The 19,916-nt window shown below is 65.4% G+C and carries 16 protein-coding genes; 6 read left to right on the plus strand and 10 right to left on the minus strand.

Annotation, left to right across the window (positions count from 1 at the left end):
- Positions 1–16: 16 nt before the first annotated feature.
- The 6 genes from gudD to CWO91_RS28535 form a co-directional block, all read right to left on the minus strand.
- On the minus strand, positions 17–1,375 hold the full coding sequence (gene gudD / locus CWO91_RS28505) for a glucarate dehydratase (RefSeq protein ID WP_130218304.1): 1,359 nt from the start codon (positions 1,373–1,375) through the stop codon (positions 17–19).
- Between the two features lie 25 nt (positions 1,376–1,400).
- Positions 1,401–2,345: a 5-dehydro-4-deoxyglucarate dehydratase gene (gene kdgD / locus CWO91_RS28510; protein WP_130218306.1), complete on the minus strand. Its 945-nt coding sequence runs from the start codon at positions 2,343–2,345 to the stop codon at positions 1,401–1,403.
- Positions 2,346–2,468: 123 nt separating this feature from the next.
- Positions 2,469–3,374, minus strand: coding sequence for a LysR substrate-binding domain-containing protein (locus tag CWO91_RS28515; protein ID WP_130218308.1), 906 nt, complete (start codon positions 3,372–3,374; stop codon positions 2,469–2,471).
- Positions 3,375–3,497: 123 nt separating this feature from the next.
- Positions 3,498–4,850: an MFS transporter gene (locus CWO91_RS28520; RefSeq protein WP_165405765.1), complete on the minus strand. Its 1,353-nt coding sequence runs from the start codon at positions 4,848–4,850 to the stop codon at positions 3,498–3,500.
- Between the two features lie 318 nt (positions 4,851–5,168).
- On the minus strand, positions 5,169–7,121 hold the full coding sequence (locus tag CWO91_RS28530) for a hypothetical protein (RefSeq protein WP_130218312.1): 1,953 nt from the start codon (positions 7,119–7,121) through the stop codon (positions 5,169–5,171).
- Positions 7,122–7,212: 91 nt separating this feature from the next.
- Positions 7,213–8,295 carry a lysylphosphatidylglycerol synthase transmembrane domain-containing protein gene (locus CWO91_RS28535; protein WP_130218314.1) on the minus strand — a complete coding sequence of 361 codons (1,083 nt, stop codon included), beginning with the start codon at positions 8,293–8,295 and terminating at the stop codon, positions 7,213–7,215.
- A gap of 446 nt (positions 8,296–8,741) precedes the next feature.
- Between CWO91_RS28535 and CWO91_RS28540 the strand changes: the two genes are divergently transcribed.
- From CWO91_RS28540 to CWO91_RS28550, 3 genes are all read left to right on the plus strand, one after another.
- The gene (locus tag CWO91_RS28540) at positions 8,742–9,248 is read left to right on the plus strand and encodes a ferritin-like domain-containing protein (RefSeq protein WP_130218315.1); all 507 of its coding nucleotides are present in this window, start codon (positions 8,742–8,744) and stop codon (positions 9,246–9,248) included.
- Positions 9,249–9,549: 301 nt separating this feature from the next.
- The gene (locus CWO91_RS28545; protein ID WP_130218316.1) at positions 9,550–10,947 is read left to right on the plus strand and encodes an MFS transporter; all 1,398 of its coding nucleotides are present in this window, start codon (positions 9,550–9,552) and stop codon (positions 10,945–10,947) included.
- A gap of 112 nt (positions 10,948–11,059) precedes the next feature.
- Positions 11,060–13,459 (plus strand): bifunctional diguanylate cyclase/phosphodiesterase, encoded by a 2,400-nt coding sequence (locus CWO91_RS28550; protein WP_130218318.1) that lies wholly within the window; start codon positions 11,060–11,062, stop codon positions 13,457–13,459.
- A 4-nt stretch (positions 13,460–13,463) separates the two neighbouring features.
- On the opposite strand, the gene CWO91_RS28555 is transcribed toward CWO91_RS28550, so the two are convergent.
- Complete coding sequence (locus tag CWO91_RS28555) at positions 13,464–13,898, minus strand: hypothetical protein (protein WP_130218320.1); 435 nt, start codon at positions 13,896–13,898, stop codon at positions 13,464–13,466.
- 79 nt (positions 13,899–13,977) lie between these two features.
- Between CWO91_RS28555 and CWO91_RS28560 the strand changes: the two genes are divergently transcribed.
- Positions 13,978–14,559 (plus strand): hypothetical protein, encoded by a 582-nt coding sequence (locus CWO91_RS28560; RefSeq protein ID WP_130218322.1) that lies wholly within the window; start codon positions 13,978–13,980, stop codon positions 14,557–14,559.
- Positions 14,560–14,567: 8 nt separating this feature from the next.
- On the opposite strand, the gene CWO91_RS28565 is transcribed toward CWO91_RS28560, so the two are convergent.
- A complete protein-coding gene (locus CWO91_RS28565; protein WP_165405766.1) occupies positions 14,568–15,911 on the minus strand; it encodes a PLP-dependent aminotransferase family protein in 1,344 nt (447 codons plus the stop codon).
- 186 nt (positions 15,912–16,097) lie between these two features.
- Between CWO91_RS28565 and CWO91_RS28570 the strand changes: the two genes are divergently transcribed.
- Entirely contained in the window at positions 16,098–16,334 is a 237-nt protein-coding gene (locus CWO91_RS28570) for a DUF1127 domain-containing protein (RefSeq protein ID WP_130218326.1), read from the plus strand.
- Positions 16,335–17,457: 1,123 nt separating this feature from the next.
- Here CWO91_RS28570 and CWO91_RS28580 read toward each other — a convergent pair.
- The gene (locus CWO91_RS28580; RefSeq protein ID WP_130218328.1) at positions 17,458–17,883 is read right to left on the minus strand and encodes a universal stress protein; all 426 of its coding nucleotides are present in this window, start codon (positions 17,881–17,883) and stop codon (positions 17,458–17,460) included.
- A gap of 72 nt (positions 17,884–17,955) precedes the next feature.
- Positions 17,956–18,492, minus strand: coding sequence for a SixA phosphatase family protein (locus tag CWO91_RS28585; protein ID WP_130218330.1), 537 nt, complete (start codon positions 18,490–18,492; stop codon positions 17,956–17,958).
- A 93-nt stretch (positions 18,493–18,585) separates the two neighbouring features.
- On the opposite strand from CWO91_RS28585, the gene CWO91_RS28590 reads away from it, so the two are divergent.
- On the plus strand, positions 18,586–19,916 hold a 1,331-nt coding region (locus tag CWO91_RS28590; RefSeq protein WP_130218332.1), incomplete at its 3' end, for an NAD(P)/FAD-dependent oxidoreductase.

Here is a 19,916-nt window from a genome sequence, read left to right on the forward strand (position 1 = left end):
TCCAAAGGAAGTGTTCTTAACGCACGAGGCACGGACGCTTGTCGTCGAAGGTCCAGCCGGGGATCAGGTCCTGCATGGCAATAGCGTCATCGCGGGCGCCAAGTCCATGCTGCTTGTAGAGGTCATGCGCAGCGTCGATGGCCGCCCTGTCGATTTCGATACCCAGGCCCGGCCTGTCGGGAACGGCAATCTTGCCGCCCTTGATCTGGAGCGGCTCTTTGGTCAGTGCCTGGCCATCCTGCCAGATCCAGTGGGTGTCGATGGCGGTGACCTTGCCGGGGGCGGCGGCGCCGACATGGGTGAACATGGCGAGCGAAATATCGAAATGGTTGTTGGAGTGCGAGCCCCAGGTCAGGCCGTTGTCGCGGCAGGTCTGGGCGACGCGGACCGAGCCCTGCATGGTCCAGAAATGGGGATCGGCGAGCGGAATGTCCACCGCACCGAGACGCAGCGCATGGGAAAGCTGCCGCCAGTCGGTGGCGATCATGTTGGTCGCGGTCGGCAAGCCCGTGGCGCGCCGGAACTCGGCCATGATCTCACGGCCGGAGAAGCCGGCCTCGGCGCCGCAGGGGTCCTCAGCGTAAGCGAGGATGCCGTGCATGTCCTTGCAAAGCCTGACAGCCTCGTCGAGCGACCAGGCGCCGTTGGGATCGAGCGTCACGCGCGCGTTGGGGAAGCGCTTGGCAATCGCGGCGACGGCCTCGATCTCCTGCTCGCCGCGGAGCACGCCGCCCTTGAGCTTGAAATCGGCGAATCCGTAATGATCGTGGGTCGCTTCGGCCAGGCGCACCACGGTCTCGGGCGTCATCGCCACCTGATGGCGGAGGTTGAACCATTCCGCCTTGCCGATCTCGCCTTCCACATAGGGCAGGCGGGACTTGCTGATGTCGCCAACGAAGAAGAGATAGCCGAGTGTCTCGACGCTCCTGCGCTGCTGGCCTTCGCCGAGCAGCGCCGCGACGGGAAGATTAAGATGTTGGCCGAGCAAATCGAGCAACGCGGATTCGATCGCCGTGACCGCGTGGATCATGACGCGAAGATCAAACGTCTGCTTGCCGCGGCCGCCGGCATCGCGGTCGGCGAAGGCGGTACGGATATCGGCGAGGATGTTGTTCATCGCGCCGAGGGTCTTGCCGATCACGAGATCGCGGGCGTCCTGGAGCGTCTGCCAGATCTTTTGTCCGCCCGGCACCTCACCGACGCCGGTGTGACCGGAATTGTCGGTGAGGATGACGATGTTGCGGGTGAAGAACGGCGCATGTGCGCCGCTCAAATTGAGGAGCATGCTGTCGCGGCCCGCGACCGGGATCACCTGCATCGCCGTGACGACCGGTGCGCCAGCGACTGGCGCGCCGGAGATCTCAGTCTGGGCCATCGCACGCTCCTCCTGTTATCGTCCGTTATTCTGCCGCCTGTTGTGTCGATCGGATGGCGGGCAGATTCTTCACCAGCGCCGTCAGTTCCGCCGTCTCCTGCTCGGTGAGATCGGTGAGCGGCGGACGGACCGGACCGGAATCGCGGCCGATCACCTTCACGCCGGCCTTGATGATCGAAACCGCATAGCCCTTCTTGCGGTTGCGGATCGCAATCAGCGGCAGGATGAAGTTCTTCAGGCCGGCATGGATCGTCTCGTGGTCGCGCTTGCGCACGGCGGCGTAGAAGTTGGTGGCGAATTCCGGCACGAAGTTGAATACGGCCGAGGAATAGGTCGTCACGCCCATGTCGAGATAGGGCAGCGCGAAGGTCTCCGCGGTCGGCAGGCCGCCGATATAGGTGAGGCGGTCGCCGAGCTTGGTGTAGACGCGGGTCATCAGCTCGATGTCGCCGATGCCGTCCTTGTAGCCGACGAGGTTCGGACAGCGCTCGGCAAGGCGCGCGAGCGTGTCGGGTTGGAGGATGGCGTTGTCGCGGTTGTAGACGATGACGCCGATCTTCACGGCGGCGCAGACCGCCTCGACATGGGCGGCGAGGCCCTCCTGCTCGGAATGGGTGAGATAGGGCGGCAGCAGCAACAGGCCGTCGGCGCCGGCCTTCTCGGCGCCAACGGCGATCTCGCGGGCGATCGCGGTGCCGTAGCCGGTGCCGGCGAGCACGGGCACGCGGCCCTTGGTTTCCTCGACGGCGATCTTGACGATCTGCGGAACCTCGGTCGGCGTCAGCGAGAAGAACTCGCCGGTGCCGCCAGCGGCGAACAGGCCGGCGACGTCATAGCCGCACAGCCAGTCCATGTTGGCTCGGTAGGTCGCCTCATCGAAGGAGTAGTCAGCCCTGAACGGCGTGACGGGGAAGGACAGGAGGCCAGATCCGATTTTCTGGGCCATTTCCTGCGGGGTCATCTTGCTCATGGGCGCGGCTCCCTTCTTGCGTGTTGTGGAGGACGCAAGCCTGCGCGTCCATGAGCCGGTGTTTAGGAGACCGTTCGATGCGCGTCCAAGCCAAAGCCTATATCGACTGATGCAGATTGAGTATCAATCCTCCGCCACCTCCACGGAGGACAATTCACCGGCAATTTTGACGAGGGCCGAGAGCAACGGATTCTCGTCGTCGCGGCGCCAGACCATGAAGAGCTCGACGGGAACGCGCGTACGCAGCTTCAGCGGCCGCAACCGCACGTCGGCGATCTTCAGGCTTGCCGCCGCCGCCGGCACGATGGCGAGGCCGAGGCCGGCACGCACCATGGCGAGGATCGAATGGATCTGGCTGAGATGCTGGACGTAGCGCGGCAGCACGTCGGCGCGGGTGAACAGCGCCACAAGCAGATCGTGGAAGTAGCGGCTCTCATAGGGCGAATACATCACGAAGGGCTGGTCGTCGAAATCCTTGATGGTGATGCCGTCGGCGCCCGCCAGCGGATGTTTCTTGGGGATCGCCGCGAGCAGGGGCTCGGCGACGACGCGGCGGCTGGCAAGCTCCGGCCGCGCGATCGGCGGCCTGAGCAAGCCGGCGTCGATCTGGCCCGAGGTCAGCGCCTCGAACTGGTCGCCGGACACCATCTCCTTCAGCGAGAAGTCCACCTCCGGCAGCTTGGCGCGGCAGGCGGCAACGAGCTCGGGCAGGAAGCCATAAGCCGCGGCGGCCGTGAAGCCGATCTTCAGCGAGCCTGTCTTGCCGAGCGCGATGCGGCGGGCGACTTGCGAGGCGCTTTCTGCAAGCTTGAGGATGCGCCGCGCCTCCGGCAGAAAGCTGCGCCCCGCAGGCGTCAGGCGCACCGAGCGGCTGGTGCGCTCCAGAAGCGGCGCATCGATGATGTGCTCGAGCACCTGGATCTGCCGGGACAGTGGCGGCTGGGTCATGTTCAGCCGCGCGGCGGCGCGGCCGAAATGCAGTTCCTCCGCCACCGTGACGAAACAGCGGAGCTGGTTGAGGTCGAACATCGATACATGCCTTAGATGGATAAGGCGTTTCCCCGGCACTTCTAGCATCGATCACACCCAAAAACAAAGACGGCGGCTGGGAAGCCGCCGTTGAGTTGCCTGGTCAAGCTCCCATGGGAGCCCTCAGGAGGAACGTTTGAGCGTCACCCGCTCGATCTTGCCGACGACCACGAGATAGGCGAACGCCGCCACCAGCGCGTTGAGGCCGACGAACACCAGCGCGCCGTTGAACGAACCGGTCGCGGCCAGGATGTAGCCGATCACGATCGGCGTGGTGATCGAGGAGAGGTTGCCGAAGGTGTTGAACAGGCCGCCGGAAACGCCGCCGGCTTCCTTCGGCGAGGTGTCGGAGACGACCGCCCAGCCGAGCGCGCCGATGCCCTTGCCGAAGAAGGCGAGCGCCATGAAGCCGACCACGAGCGCCTGTCCGTCGACATAGTTACAGGCGATGATCGACATCGACAGCAGCATGCCGCCGACGATCGGGATCTTGCGCGCCATGGTCAGCGAGCCCGTCCTGCGCAGGATGGCGTCGGAGATGATGCCGCCGAGCACGCCGCCGATGAAGCCGCACAGCGCCGGAAGCGTCGCGACGAAGCCGGCTTGCAGGATCGACAGCCCACGCTCCTTGACGAGGTAAACCGGAAACCAGGTCAGGAAGAAATAGGTCAGCGTGTTGATGCAGTACTGGCCGAGATAAACGCCGAGCATCATGCGGTTGGAGAGCAGCTGACGGATGTGGTCCCAGCCGGTGCCGGATTGAGGCGCACGCTCCTGCTTCAGATCGTCCTTGGGCGCGTCGAGATCGACCAGCGCGCCGCCTTCCTTGATGTAGTCGAACTCGGCGTCGTTGATCGAAGGATGCTCCTTCGGGCCATAGATGGTCTTGATCCAGACCAGGCCCATGACGATGCCGAGCGCGCCCATCACGAAGAACACGAAGCGCCAGCCATAGGCGTGCGCGATCCAGCCCATCAGCGGCGCGAAGATCACGGTCGCGAAATACTGTCCCGAGTTGAAGAATGCCGAGGCGGTGCCGCGCTCATTGCCGGGAAACCAGGCGGCGACGATGCGGGCGTTGGCGGGGAAGGAGGGCGCTTCGGCGATGCCGACCAGGAAGCGCAATGCGAACAGCACGAGGACGGCGGTGCCGGCGCTGAAGAAGCCGACCCAGCCCTGCATCATCGTGAAGATCGACCAGACGATGATGCTGAAGGCGTAGACGAGGCGCGAGCCGTAGCGGTCGAGCAGCCAGCCGCCCGGCACCTGCGCGATCACATAGGACCAGCCGAACGCCGAGAAGATGTAGCCCATGGCGACGGGATCGAGATGCAGCTCCTTGGAGAGCGCGGAGCCTGCGATCGACAGCGTGGCGCGGTCGGCATAATTGACGGTGGTGACCAGGAACAACATGGTCACGATGAACAGCCTGACGCGAGACCTCTTCACGTCCGCTGCGGACAGCACTGCGCTCATCACGCGCCTCCTTAGAAGTCGAACATTTCCTCAAGGCGACTCCTAGAGGCGCGCGCGGCAAAGTGTCCAAGTTCAAGGCAGTATCGATCGATGCCGTTTTTGGATTGATGGAACGGCGGGTGAGGGGGAACGATCTAAGAGACTGAGAATGCGGGGAGCGATGTTGAGGGTGCGAGCTTGTACCACGCACACCGCTGTCATTCCCCGCGAAGGGGAATCCAGTACGCCGCAGCCTCTCGATTCAATCAAGGCCGTCACGGAGTACTGGATCGCCCGCCTGCGCGGGCGATGACACCGAGCGTGTGGAGCTAGCGTGAACTACTGCCGCGCGCTCGGTAGCAGCTGCGGCAGAAATCCGCGCGTCACATCCGGCGGAGCGGCGTCGAGGCCGAGCACGGCGCTCGCGGCGGGCAGTGCGGCATCCGCCATCGCGGCGTGGCCCTCGGCGCTTGGATGCACGGCACCGCCATAGACGGCGGAGAGCACGCCCCAGGTCGCGTCGTGGATGTCTGTCGGCTGGCTCGCGGCCGGCAATCCTTGCGGATAGGTCATCGCGGCAAAATAGCTGTCGTTGGCGTCGCGGATCCAGCGTGCGCGCGGCAGATAGGCGCGGTATTCCGAAGCGCCGCGCCCGCACAGCATCGGCTGGCTGGCCGCCGTCACGATGTCGGGATTGAAGCTCTGGCCGTTCTCGGCAAAGCAGGTGCGGTCGAATTCGGGATCGTTGCCCGAATGAGCGCAGAAGCCGTGATCGGCGAACGCCGCCTGATGCGTGTCGACGAAGGTCATGCGGTCGGCTTCGGGATCACGGCAGAGCGCGCCGCGGCTGCAGGTGGCGAGCCCCTTCAGCTGCGGCAGGAATTCGGTGTCGACGAAGGTCGAGACGCGGGCCAAGCGCTGCGGGTCGGCGTTGAAGGACGGATGGATGTCGAAGCCGGCCCGGCCGCCGCGGCAGGGCACGCCGCCATCGGCGAGCGCCGGGTTGGCGTAGGAGACGTAGACCACATGCGAGAGATCGCCACCGACCAGCGGCTTCAGCGCCTCGCGCAGCTTGACGAAATTCTGCGGCAGCTCGCGCGCCAGCGCATCGCGGGAATCGTCGACGCTTGCCATCACGCCGGAGCGGCGGAACAGCGCGCGCTCGGTCGCGGTGTCGACGATGACGTCGGCGACGAGACCGGAAAAATAGACGTCGTTGGCGCCGACCGACAACAGCACGAGATCGAGCGTGCGGTCGGGCTGGCGCTTCTTCGCCGCGGTGAGAGCTTCGCGCAGCTCGGCGACCTGCGCGTTCACGCTGGTGTTGCAGACGCCGGTCTTGCCGGGCGGGCATTCGCGGGCGCGCTGCGAGCCGAGCAGCCCGTCGCCGATGCTGGCGCCGGTGCAGGCGAGCGGCAGGAAGGTCACGGCGATGTGGGTGTAACGCACGGCGAGCGCCAGCGCGGTGCGGGCCTGATAGCTGTAGAGCGAGCGGTGGCACGGCGCGTTGAACCAGAGCGCGCTGTAGCGTTGCCAGTTGGCGAGCGTATCCGGCGCCTCGCAGGCGCGGCCACCCTTGAAGCCGTGGCGGCTCGGCCGGTAGTACTGCGCGCCGGCGGTACCGAGATAGGAGCGGAAGCAAAAACCTTCGTCCGACAGCGCCAGCGGCCGGTCCGGATTGCCTTCGCCGGAGGCGATGCTGTCTCCTAAGCCGGCGACGAAGATGTCGCGGACCTGAATCTCAGCCTGGACCCGTTGGGTCGGATCGGAGCCGGAGGAGACATCGACGGTTGCGACCGTCTGCTTGCCGTAGCGGACGCGCAAATTGACCGGCTCGGCGCAGTCGAAGGTCGAGGCTTGCGGCCCGTCGCCGTCGTCGAACGACCAGGCGCAGGTGGCGCCGACCGGCACTGCGCCGACGAGGCGCACGGTGACGGGATGGTCGATCGGGGTGAGGTAGTTCTCCTTGACGTTGTCGCGGGTGCAGGGCTGGTTGACCCGGCCCTGGAGGTCGATGCAGAGCCGGTTGACCATGTTGCGGGCCCAGCCGCGGCCCTCGCTCTGAAGCTCCAGCGACTGCTCGGCGGCCAGGATGCTGCGGTTGCGCGCATTCTCGACATGAAGCAGGAAATCGCGCTCCTCGCGGAACAGGCGGAAGCGGTTGCGCACCTCCCAACTGATCTGCATGGCGCCGGCGTCCTGCGCGGCGGCGCGCTCGAGCGGCAAGGCGGACAGAATCCCGGCAAGCAGCAGGGCGCCTGCACAGAGGGTGCGAAAGGGGAGAGGGATCATGGTCCGCGTGTTCAACGGCAAAGTTGGGGCGGAAATAAGAGAGGATTGCTGCCCCGCCCGCAACCTTAGTCTGACGCTCCTGCTGACCCGCCTATCGCTTGCCGGCCTGCCGCAGCGTCCGCTCGCGCTCCATCGCGGCCACCTGCTGGGGTAGGTTGGCCTGGGCGCAGGCCTCCGCCAACCGTCGCCGCTCCTGCCACGGCGCGACCACGTTCATCCAGAGTTCGCGCGTGCCCATGATGGAGATGGCGAGGCCGAACGGGATCACGAAATAGAGAAGGCGGAACACCAGCAGTGTCGCCAGAAGCTGCTCGCGGCCGAATTCGGGCAGCGCTAACAGCATGGCGGCATCGAACACGCCGATCGAGCCGGGCGCGTGGCTGGCAAAGCCGAGCAGCGTTGCCAGGATGAACACCACGGCGAGCGACATAAAGTCGATTGGCGGATTGGCCGGCATCAGCAGGTACATCGCCGTGGCGCAGAAGCCGAGATCGACCACGCCGATCAGGATCTGCACCAGCGTCAGCGGCGTCGAGGGCAGCACCACCTTCCAACCCTTCTGGCCGAGCTCGCGCCGCTTCTCGCCCATGCAAAGCCAGACCAGATAAGAACCGATCGAGGCGAGGCCGCCGAGCGCGATCAGCCGGTTGATCGACGACGGCAGCTGATCCATCGCGGACGCCGCATCCGGATGGATGGCCATGCCGATCGAGAGCACGAAGATGTTACCGAGCCAGAAGGTCAGGCCCGACAGGAAGCAGATCTTCGCGACGTCGATCGCGTTCAGGCCGTAATCCGAATAGATCCGGAAACGGATCGCCCCGCCGGTGAAGACGGTGGCGCCGATGTTGTGGCCGATCGAATAGGACGTGAAGCTGGAGAGCGCCGCGATGCGATAGGGAACGTGCTTCTTGCCGATCGTTCGCAGTGCAAAAAAGTCGTAGAATGTCAGCGTGCAGAACGCGAAGAAGACGCAGATCGCCGCCAGCCCGATACTTCCGCGGGGAATCTCGGTCAACGCCGTCAGGATGACCCCGGTATCGATGCCCTTGAGGGTCCGCACCAGCGTGGTGATCGCGAAGGCGATGATGCAGACGCTCGCGGCAATGCCGAGCCGTCGCCAGCCGATCCATCTATTGAAGCCGCGTCTCAGCGCGGGCAGCAGTCCGTGCATTCATCCTCCCGGCGGGGGGCAAGACCGATCCAGCCAGGCATTGGCCGGTCGGGTACGATGACGGCCAAAGGCAGGCGTCGATCGGTTGGCATGATCCAGCTCATTTAAGGCAAAAACAGCGGCTTGTGCAGCCCTTGACAACAATAGGTTCTGCGTTGGACCAGCCACTTTTGTCATATGTGGTTCACATCTGACGCGCGTTAAGCATATGAGTCGCGAAACGCGGTTCGGACGGCGCATTCATGTTCAAGAGACGGCGCATTCATGTTCAAGAGGATGGTTTCAAATCCTGCCGCCATCCGCATTGTTCCAGCGCAAGCGATGGGCGTTTTGGAACGTCGATGCCGCGTGCTCGTTGGGCCCCATCAGCAACCGAACATGGCGGAATATGGGGCCTTTCGTGCAGGCCGATACCGCCGTGTTCCCGAAACCGAGAGGACGGAACGATGGGACTGTTCACAAAAGACATCAAAACCATGAACGACCTGTTCGTGCACCAACTCCAGGACATCTATTACGCCGAGCAGCAGCTCACCAAGGCGCTGCCGAAGATGGCAAGCAAGGCTACCGATCCGCAGCTGAAACAGGGCTTTTTGACGCACCTCGATGAAACCAAGCAGCATGTCACGCGTCTCGAGGAAGTGTTCAAGATGCACGGCGTCGCCGTGAAGGCAGTCGACTGCCCGGCCATCGACGGCATCATCGAGGAAGCCGACGAGACGGTCGGCGAGGTTGCCGACAAGGCCGTGCTCGATGCCGCGCTGATCAATGCGGCCCAAGCCGCTGAGCATTACGAGATCGCCCGCTACGGCAGCCTGATCGCCTGGGCCAAGCAACTCGGCCGTAACGATTGCGCGGCGGTGCTTGCCAAGACACTCGAGGAAGAGAAGGCGACCGACAGGAAGCTGACCACGCTCGCCGAGAGCAAGGTGAATCTGCGCGCGGCGAGCTGATGAAGGTGTAGTCAACGAAGCGCCGCGCGATGGTTCGCGCGGCGCTTCTGCTTTTTCACCATCCACTGTCATGCTCCGCGAAGGCGGGGCATCCAGTACTCCGTGGCGCCAATTGGATTCACAATTCCCGCCGCGGAGTACTGGATCGCCCGCCCCAGTGCGCAACTGCGCACAAGGCGGGCGATGACCCCGTTGGGAGGCGATTGCGCTGCACCGCTCCATCCATCATTCGTCCATTATCGAAACATGACAGCGGGCCGGAAGCGTATATTTCGCATGGGGCTGCAATCGAGGTGGCAGCATGCGAGCAAGCACCATCAAATATCAAACCTTCGACAACGCGCGCGCCGGCTCGCATCTTGCAACCTCCCTTACGCTGGCCGCGATGAGCCTCGGCTACGGCGTGGTGCAGCTCGACGTCACCATCGTCAACACCGCGCTCGATGCAATGGGCAGGGCGCTCGGCGGCGGCGTTGCCGAGCTGCAATGGGTGGTCAGCGCCTACACCATCGCGTTTGCCGCTTTCATCCTGACGGCCGGCGCGCTGGGCGACCGGATCGGCGCCAAGCGCGTCTTCATGGCGGGGTTCGCCATCTTCACCGCGGCCTCGCTCGCCTGCGCGCTGTCGCCCAATGCGGTCGTGCTGATCGCAGCACGGCTGGTTCAGGGCCTGGCGGCGGCGATCCTGGTGCCGAATTCTCTTGCGCTGCTCAATCATGCCTATGCGGACGACCGCGAGCGTGGTCGCGCCGTCGCGGTCTGGGCCGCCGGAGCAAGCCTTGCGCTCACCGCCGGTCCCTTAGTCGGCGGCGCGCTGATCACGCTGGTCGGCTGGCGCGCGATCTTCCTGGTCAATCTGCCGATCGGGCTCGCCGGCCTGTGGCTGAGCTGGCGTTACGCCAGCGAGACCACGCGGGCGCGCTCGCGCGAGATCGATCTGCCCGGCCAGCTGGCCGCGATCGGTGCGCTGGGCGCGCTCGCCGGCGCAATCATCGAAGGCGGGGCGCTCGGCTGGGACCATCCAGCCGTGATCGCAGCCTTTGTCGGAGCCGCTGTTCTCGCCGTGCTCTTTGTCTGGCGCGAGAGTCGCGCGGCGCAGCCGATGCTGCCGCTGTCGTTGTTCGGCCACCGGCTGTTCACGCTGACTTCGCTCGTGGGGCTGCTGGTGAACATCGCGATCTACGGCCTGATCTTCGTGCTCAGCCTGTATTTCCAGAGGATCAACGGGCTGTCGGCGTGGTGGACCGGGCTTGCCTTCGTGCCGATGATGGCGGCGGTGCTGCCGGTCAATCTGCTGGCGCCGCGCCTTTCCGAGCGCATCGGTCCGTGTCCGACCATCGTCGTCGGCGCCTGCATCTCGGCGCTCGGCTGTCTCGGCCTGCTCTGGATCGAAGCCGGGACCAGCTATTGGGCGGTCTGCGCGCAGATGATCGCGATCAGCGGCGGGCTCGGCCTCCTGGTGCCGCCGCTGACGTCGACGCTGCTCGGCAGCGTCGAGAAGGCGCGTTCCGGCATCGCGGCCGGCGTCCTGAACGCGACGCGGCAGACCGGCAGTGTGCTCGGCGTTGCTCTGTTTGGTTCCTTGGTGGCGTCGGACCGTGCGTTCATGACGGGGCTGCATCTGTCGCTGGTTATTTCGGCGGCCGTCCTGCTGATCGCCGCCGGCGTGATCGGAATCGGTGCGCCGGCGCGAGGATGAACAATGTGAGCGAACGCACACATATTCCGTTCACCATTCCCCGAACAGGTTTGTAGACAGTTACCGATCGTCCATTTCTGTCGGGTCAAGTGCCGGTTGATAGGGGCCGGCAATGTATCAAGTTCTCTTTTGTCTCACCGACGAGCACGATTGGCGACTGGTCGCGCTTGGGGGCGTAGTGTGTCTGCTCGCCAGCGCAGCGGCGATCAGCCTGTTTCAGCGCGCACGCGCGACGCACGGCCCCGGGCGTCTGGCCTGGATCGCCCTGGATGCCGCCGTCAGCGGATGCGGCATCTGGGCGACGCATTTCATCGCGATGCTCGCCTACGGGCCGGGCGGCGCCGGCGCCTACAACATCCCGGTGACGCTCCTCTCCTTGATCCTTGCGATCTCCGTGACCTTCGTGGGACTGAGCATCGCGGTATCGTCCTCGCGCCCGGTGTGGATCGCCCTTGGCGGCGCCATCGTCGGCTCTGGTGTCGCGGCGATGCATTACACCGGCATGGCGGCGCTGGAGATACCGGCGCGGGTGGACTGGATCGGAAGTACGGTCGCCGCCTCGGTGCTGTTCGGAATCGTCTTTGCGGCCCTCGCACTGTTCATCGCCGCGCGGCGCGACGACCTCTCCCATGCGCTGACGGCGACCACCCTGCTGACGCTCGCCATCGTCGCGCATCATTTCACCGCGATGGGCGCGGTGCTGCTGACGCCGGACCCGACGCGCGCGATCAGCGGGCTTTCCATCCCGCCGGCCTCGCTGTCCTTCCTCACCGCGAGCGCTGCGGTTGCGATCATCGCGATTGCGCTCGTGGCCGCGCTGCTTGACCGGCGCGCCAAGGGCCAATTGGGGCGCCAGCAGATCGTGTTGGACAGCGCGCTCGAGAACATGTCGCAGGGACTGTGCATGTTCGACGCGGACGGCAAGATCATGCTGTTCAACGAGCGTTATGCCGCGATGCTCCGTCGCACCGACATCCTGCTCACCGGTCGCCTTCTGATCGACGTGCTCAGGGAGGAGCAGGCCAAGGGCCAGTGGCAGGGCGATGCGGAAGAATTCTTCGCCCGCCTCGTCGCCGACGCGCGCGAGGGCCGCACCACGACCGACGTCGTCAACCGGTTCGGCCGCTCCATCCGCGTCGTCAACCAGCCGATGCAGGGCGGCGGCTGGGTCGCGACCTTCGAGGACATCACCGAATGGCTGGAGGCGCAGGCCAAGATCTCGCACATGGCGCGCCACGACGCACTGACCAGCCTGCCGAACCGCGTGCTGTTCCACGAACAGCTCGAGCAGGGACTGCGCCGGACGAGGTCGGGCGATCAGCTCGCGGTGCTTTGTCTCGATCTCGATCACTTCAAGGACATCAACGATTCGCTCGGCCATCCCATCGGCGATGCGCTGCTCAAGGAGGTCGGCCGCAGGCTGAAGACGACCGTCGGCGAACACGATACTGTGGCGCGGCTCGGCGGCGACGAATTCGCGGTGGTCCAGATCGGACGTTCCGAGGAAACCGCTGCGAGGTCCCTTGCCGGGCGCCTCGTCGAGGTGATCTCGGCGCCTTACGAGATCGACGACCATCAGATCGTGATCGGCGTCTCGATCGGCATCGCGCTGGCGCCGCAGGACGGCAACAATCCGGACGAACTCCTGAAGAACGCGGACCTCGCGCTCTATCGCGCCAAGGCGGACGGCCGCGGCACCTATCGCTTCTTCGAGACCGGCATGGATGCCCGCGCGCAGGCGCGGCGCCTGTTGGAAATGGATCTGCGCGCGGCGCTGCAACGTGACGAGTTCGAAGTGTATTATCAGCCGATCCGTGACGTCGCGAGCGGCCGTGTCGTCGCCTTCGAGGCGCTGCTGCGTTGGAACCACCCGCAGCGCGGACTGATCGCACCGATCAGCTTCATCCCGCTGGCCGAGGAGACCGGACTCATCGTTCAGCTCGGCGAGTTCGTGCTGCGCTCCGCCTGCACCGACGCGGCCACCTGGCCCGACGATGTCGACGTCGCCGTCAACCTGTCGCCGGTGCAGTTCAAGAGTCCGCACCTGGTCGCATCCGTGACCGAAGCGCTGACCGCCTCCGGACTCGATGCGCGCCGTCTCGAGCTCGAGATCACCGAATCGGTGCTGCTCCAGAACAGTGATGCGACGCTGGCCACCTTGCACGAGCTGCGTGCCATGGGCGTGCGGATCTCGCTTGACGATTTCGGCACCGGCTATTCGTCGCTGAGCTATTTGCGCAGCTTCCCGTTCGACAAGATCAAGATCGACCGCTCGTTCGTGTCGGAGCTGGCGACGCGCGAGGATTCCATGGCGATCATCCGCGCCGTGACCGGCCTCGGCCGCAGCCTCGGCATCGTCACGACTGCCGAAGGCGTCGAGAACGATGCGCAGCTCGAGCTGCTCCGGCGCGAAGGCTGCACCCAGGCGCAGGGCTATCTGTTCAGCAAGCCGCGACCTGCTTCCGACGTGGCGATGATGTTGGATGGCCCGCGGCTACGCGCGTCGGCTTGATGGTCTAGCCGCGGCGCAGTGCGAAATGCGCGCCGCAAAATGCCATCACGGCGCCGAGACACAGCGCAGCGAGCCCGGCCAGTACGCTCGAGACGGTCGGGATCGGGCTCGGTGCCGAGGCCACCTGGCCCGCGCCCGCAAGCAGCAGCACGCCGACCGCGATCAGGAATTGGCGCATCCGTTGCGGGATCTGTCCGGAAATCGCGCTCTGCATCATGGTCGCCGTGAAATAGCCGCCGGAAAAGCCGACGGTCGCGATCAGCCACCAGGCGATCGCTGCGCCGGCCGGGATGAATTCATGCGTGTCGGAGCGCCAGAGGCCGCCGAGATCGAGCCCGTAGCGCGCGCCCAGCATGTGCACCGCGAGCGCGAGCAGCACGCCGGAGATCATTGCGGCGCCGAGAATCAGGCGGCGCGGAAAATAGGTCGTCTCAGCCATGCCCCGCTTGTAGGATGGGCGAGGGCGGTCGCGCAAGCGGATCGCATACGGGATCGCGCGGACGGGATTGATTGTCGAGATGCAGGTTTCGAATGCTGAGGCAGTCACGAGCTATGCCTACAAGGCGTCGCTGATCGGCTCGGCGCATCGCTTCGAGCTGATGGAGGAGGGGCTGTCCTGGCACGTCGCCGGGCGCTCCGCGCTGTGGCGCTATGACGAGATCAGCGCGATCCGGCTATCGTTTCGCCCGATGTCGATGCAGCAGCACCGTTTTCGCGCCGACGTCAGCCACGCCAGCGGTGGGCGCATCGCGATCCTGTCGACGAGCTGGCAGACCGCGGCCCTGATGGCGCCGCAGGACAATGGCTTTCGCCAGTTCATCGTCGCGCTGCATGAGCGGATGGCGAAAGCGGGGAGCCGGGCGACGCTGAGTGCGGGCCTTGGCCGCAAGACCTATGCGGCGGTGCTGGCCTTCCTGGCGGTGCTGACGGTGGCGATGGCGGGTCTGTTGATCCGCGCGCTGATGATCGGCGAGTTCGCCGGCGCGTTGTTCATCCTCGGCTTTGCCGCGCTGTTCGCCTGGCAGGTCGGCGGCTTCGTGTGGCGCAACCAGCCGCGGAGCTACAGCTTCGATCAGTTGCCCCGGTCCTTGCTGCCATAGACCGATCGCTACTCCGTCGAGTCGAAATCCTCTTCCTTGGTGCCGAGCAGCGACACGATCGTGCGCAGGCCGGAATCGAGCTGCTCGGGCGAGGGAGGCGCGAGCGCGAGCCGTACCGCATTCGGTGCGTGGCCATGGGCGATTGCGAAGGTCGAGGACGGCGTCAGCGCGATGCCGCGCCGGGCTGCCGCCGCGACGAAGGTCTGCGAGCGCCAATGCGGCGGCAACGTCAGCCAGAGATGATAGGAGCGCGGATCGGCGGCGAGCTGGTAGCCGGCCAGCAGCCTTGCCGCGGTCTGCTGGCGGCGCGCGGCGTCGATGCGCTTCAGCCTTGTCAGCTCGGCGACGGTGCCGTCGGCCATCAGCCGCTGCCCGGATGCGAGCGCGTGGCCGGAGGCGATCCAGCCGCCGGTGCGGACCGCGCTCATCACGCTTTCGCGTAAGTGAGGCGGTGCGACGAGGATGCCGAGCGCGAGGCCCGGCGCGACCTTCTTGGACAGGCTGTCGATCACGATGCAGCGGTCCGGCCCGAGTGCGGCGAGCGGCGTGTCGTCGGCAAGAAAGCCGTAGACGGTGTCCTCGATGATGGTGAGATCGAGCTTTTCGGCAACGCGCATGATGTCGGCGCGCCGCGTCGCGTTCATGGTGACGCCGAGCGGGTTCTGGATGATGGGCTGGAGATACAGCGCCGACAGATGCGCCTCGCGATGCGCCTTCTGGATCGCGTCGGGCCGCGCGCCATATTCGTCCATCGGGATCGGGACCAGCGTCATGCCGAGCCGCGCGGCGATGCTCTTGACGTAAGGATAGGTCAGCGCCTCGACGCCGCAGCGGCCGCCGGTCGGAACGAGCGCCGCGAGCGCGGCCGCGAGCGATTGCTTGCCGTTGGCGGTGAAGACGATCTGCTCGGCCTGTGGCGTAAAATCCTTGCGCGAGAGATAGGCGGCGGCCGCGTTGCGCGCGCTCTTGGTGCCGGTGCTGGTCGAGACGCGCAGCGCGGACTCGAGCGCGTCGACGCGCTCGAGCCCCGCAAGGCTCTTGGCGATCATCGCCCATTGCTGCGGCAGCAGCGGGTAATTGACTTCGAAGTTGATGCGCGCGTCGGCCGGTTCGCTGATCGTCTCGACCTCGCGCCTGATGTCGCCGGAGATGAATGTGCCGCGGCCGACCTCGCCGACCACGAGCCCGCGGCGGAGCAATTCGGTGTAAACCCGGCTCGCGGTCGAGACTGCGATGCCGCGGTCATAGGCAAAATTGCGCTGCGGCGGCAGCCGGTCGCCGGGCCTTAACGTGCCGTTAGCGATATCGACGGCAATGGCATCGGCAAGCTTCACGTACTCGAACTTGGACATTATTGCACCGAGAGCAATGTTTTCCTTGCTCCGAGAAATGTACTGGAGCATTTAAGTTCCATCAAGACCCGCGATTGAGCCGAGGAGAGCGAGAGCAATCCGACGGCAAATGAGGTGCAAGCGCTCGAAGCGTCTGCGCCAACGGCATCGGCTTCGCCGCGCGGGACGACAGGCCGGAGAAGAACAATGACCACGATCTCGCAAACTGCCGGGCGGAGTTTAGGCCCATCCTCATCGAGCGGATTTTTCAGCACGCTCGCCATCGCCGTCTACGCGCTGTTCGACCGCCTGGAGCGCCGCTCCGCTGTCAAGACGCTGAACGAGCTCGACGACCGCGCCCTGCGCGACATCGGGATCACGCGCAGCCAGATCGAGGACGCGGTCTACGGCCAGTTCAAGACCGAGCTGACGCGGTATTTGTGATCTCCTTCGACCGCGCTCGTCCCTCGCGTGTCCCGGACGCGCAGCAACGCCCTTAGCGTTGCTGCGCAGAGCCAGGACCCAGCAAACCGCGCAACTCGGTGCAACATGGGCCCCGGCTCTGCAGCGCACCGCTAAGAAGCGCTGCGCTGCGTCCGGGGCACGAGACCGCAGTTTGGTGCACAGCTGCTTCAACATCGTCATTGCGAGCGCAGCGAAGCAATCCAGAATCCCTCCGCGGTGGCAGTCTGGATTGCTTCGTCGCATCAGCGCAAAATTGCTTTGCAATTTTGTCGCGAGCTCCTCGCAATGACGAGTGTGGGGTGATTGCGTCGTTCTTTCAATTCGCATCATTATCGCAGACACACCTTCTCATCCTCGCGGCTTGTTCGCCCGAGCTTTGGTTCGGTGCCTTGCCCTCAATGAAAGAGGGCGCAGGGAAGACCGGGAGCCGGTTGGCTCCTATGGACCGCCATGCCGAGAGCAGATTGCGTGTGCTTCGATGCATAGCGGGAAACAGGGCAACCGGAGACATCCCGGCCTTCCCTGCGCAGTGGTTGGAACGGCTTATGTCGCGCTCTCCCCGGGGAGCGATGCACTATTGCCCCCGTCGCCTTGCGGATGGCTGATGCTGCGGACCCGGTCGGGCCGCTCACATCACCGCAAGACTTGGCGCACAGACCCCGGGCGCCAGGACCACACGATTTCGCCGTACGCAGGCTGCACCGGTCGAGTGCACGAGGTCTTCGCTCACGGTTGCCCGCCCTGCGAGGCCTTTCGCGCCAGTATGGTCCACGTCCACCGCCGCCCGACCCGCGTTCGTGACGATCGCGATACGCCCCTCTTCCTTGGGCCGGGTTGCGCGACACATACGCCATTTCCGAAGTTCGGTAAAGCGGAATATTTTGGATGGCGGGCGTTGACCCACGGCTCGCGTGTTTTGCCCGACAGGCAACGCAAGGTCTTGTAGCCCGGATGGAGCGCAGCGCAATCCGGGATTCCATCCGTGCGGACACAGCTGTCCCGGATTTCGCTTCGCTCCATCCGGGCTACGAACTGCCGGAGCGATAGGCGGACGGTGCCTCAACATCGTCATTACTCGCAATGACGGCGTTTGCTGCGACACTCAGTGCCTGACCACCAGCACCGAGCATTTGGCGTAGCGCACGACGTGTCCGGCGTTGGAGCCGAGGAAATAGGTGCGCATCGCCGGCCGGTGCGAGGTCATCACGATCAGGTCGGCTTTCATGTGCACCGCTTCCTCCAGGATCTCGTGATAGATGCCGCCCTGGCGCACCACGCTGGAGATGCGGGAGGGCTCGATGCCGGACTCGCGCGCGACGATGGCGAGGGCCTCCTCCGAGGTCTGGCGCTGCTGCTCGTCGAAATCGGCCGGCACGTATTCGGCCAGCATCACCGGCGTCATCGGCAGCACGTTGAGCAGGCGTACCGTGCCGCTCCAGGTTTGAGACAACGTCGCCGCGGTTGCGATCGCCGGCTTGGCCAGATCGGTATCGGCGAGGTCGATGGGCACGAGGATGGATTTGAACATCTGCGCCTCCAGTCTTCCAGTCAACACCTCCTGGTGAACTGAATCAACCGGTCGAGACCGCGCCCGCGCGTCTCATCCCGATCGAAGCAGCTTGGGGCTGACGAACAGCACCAGTTTGCCGCGGCGGTAGGCCACGTCACCCCAATCCTTGACGTCAAAGTCGAAGATCGCAAGCCCCGCTGTGGGCAGGTTGTGGCCGAGCGCCCTGGCCCCGGCCGGATCGCCGCCGCCGATCAGCTTGAGCGCGATCTCGTGCATGCCGGGATTGTGGCCGATCAGCAGCAATCGCTTCGGGTTGGCCGGCGCGGTTGCAGTGCGAATGGCTTCCAGGATCTGCCCGGGATCGGCGCCATAGAGTTCCGGCAGGACCTCGACCTGCGGCGCCGCGACGTGGTCCTTCATTGCCTTCCAGGCGATGTCCCAGGTCTGCCGGGCCCGGACGGCATGCGACACCAGCACGGTATCGGGGAAGGGCGGATGGGCGGCGATCCAGTCGCCCATCCGCGCAGCATCCTTGTGGCCGCGGCCGTCGAGGCGGCGATCCTGGTCACGGCCGCTCGGCGCGTCGGTCTCGGTCTTGGCGTGACGCAGCAGCATCAAACGGCGCATGGCATTCTCGAATCGTTACGCATCCAGGATAATCTACAGGCGCGGATTGAGGACAAGGTGACAAGCGCCCGATCGGTCCTTTAAGAAAACGACATGAGTGAGACCTTCACAAGCGTGCCCCAGGACGAAGCCGGCTTTCGCGAGCGGGAGCGGCTGTCGTTCGATCTCGATGCCGACATCTGCGTGATCGGGGCGGGGCTTGCCGGCCTTTCCATCGCGCTAGAGGCGGCCCGGCTCGGGGCCAGCGTCGCGGTTCTCGAGGGCCGCCATGTCGGCTGGAATGCCTCCGGCAATCAGCTCGGCACCGTGATGCCAGGCTTTGCGCTGCCGCTCACCGACCTGATCGAGCGCATCGGCTTCGAGGACGCGCGCGAATTGTGGACGCTGTCGAAGGCGGGCGCCGAGTTCGTCCGCGCCAACGCCACGGAAGAGAACATGCCGGGGATCGGCCTCAGCGAGGGCGTGCTGGAAGTCTCCAATGTCGATGCGGGCGACCGGCTGATCAGCCGGCTGCAAATGCTGAATGAGGATTTCGACACCGAAGTCAAGGGCTGGCAGGTCGATCGCGTCCGCGCGGTGCTCAAGACCGACCGCTACTTCCACGGCATCCATTATCCTCGCGCGTTCCAGGTCGACGGCCGCAAATATGTGCATGGGCTTGCGGCACTGGCGCGGCGGGCGGGCGCCCGCATTTTCGAGGATACGCCGGTCGTCAGCATCGATCATTCCGGCATCCGCAAGCGCATCGTCACGCCCTCGGCGCGGCTGCGCGCGACGCATATCGTGCTCGCCGGCAACATCCATCTCGGCGCGCCCTTGCGGCGCCTGTCGGAGACGCTGCTCCCGGTCTGGCGCTATGCCGGAATCACCGCGCCGCTCGGCGAGCGTGTGCATGAGATCGTCGCCTTCAAGGGATCGGTGCTGGATTCCGACGGCATCGACCATTTCCGTATCGTCGACGGCGACCGGCTGATGTGGGAGAGCCCGGAAACCACCTGGGCGGCGCGTCCGCAGCGCTTCGCCGGCGCCATCAAGCGGCGGATCCGCACGATCTTTCCGCAGCTCGGCGATGTCGAGATCACCGATACATTCGGCGGCGCCACCGGCCAGACCGTGCATGGCATGCCGCAGATCGGCGAGCTGCGCAAAGGCCTGTGGGTGGCGAGCGGGTTCGGCCGCCAGGGCATGAACATTTCGGCCATGGCCGGACAGATGATTGCGCGCAGCATCCTCCGGGGCGACGACCGCTGGCGCCTGTTTTCGCCGTTCGAGCTGGTCTGGGCGGGAGGCACGACCGGACGGGTCGCGGGCCAGCTGGTCGGGATCTGGGGAAGGGCGAGCTCCGCCGCCGCCGGCTCGCTCGCCCGCTACCGCGAGCGGGCACGGGTCAAGGACAGGGAACGCGAGGCCCGCCTTGCCGAAGC

This window comes from Bradyrhizobium genosp. SA-3 (assembly GCF_004212635.1).
GTDB lineage: Bacteria > Pseudomonadota > Alphaproteobacteria > Rhizobiales > Xanthobacteraceae > Bradyrhizobium.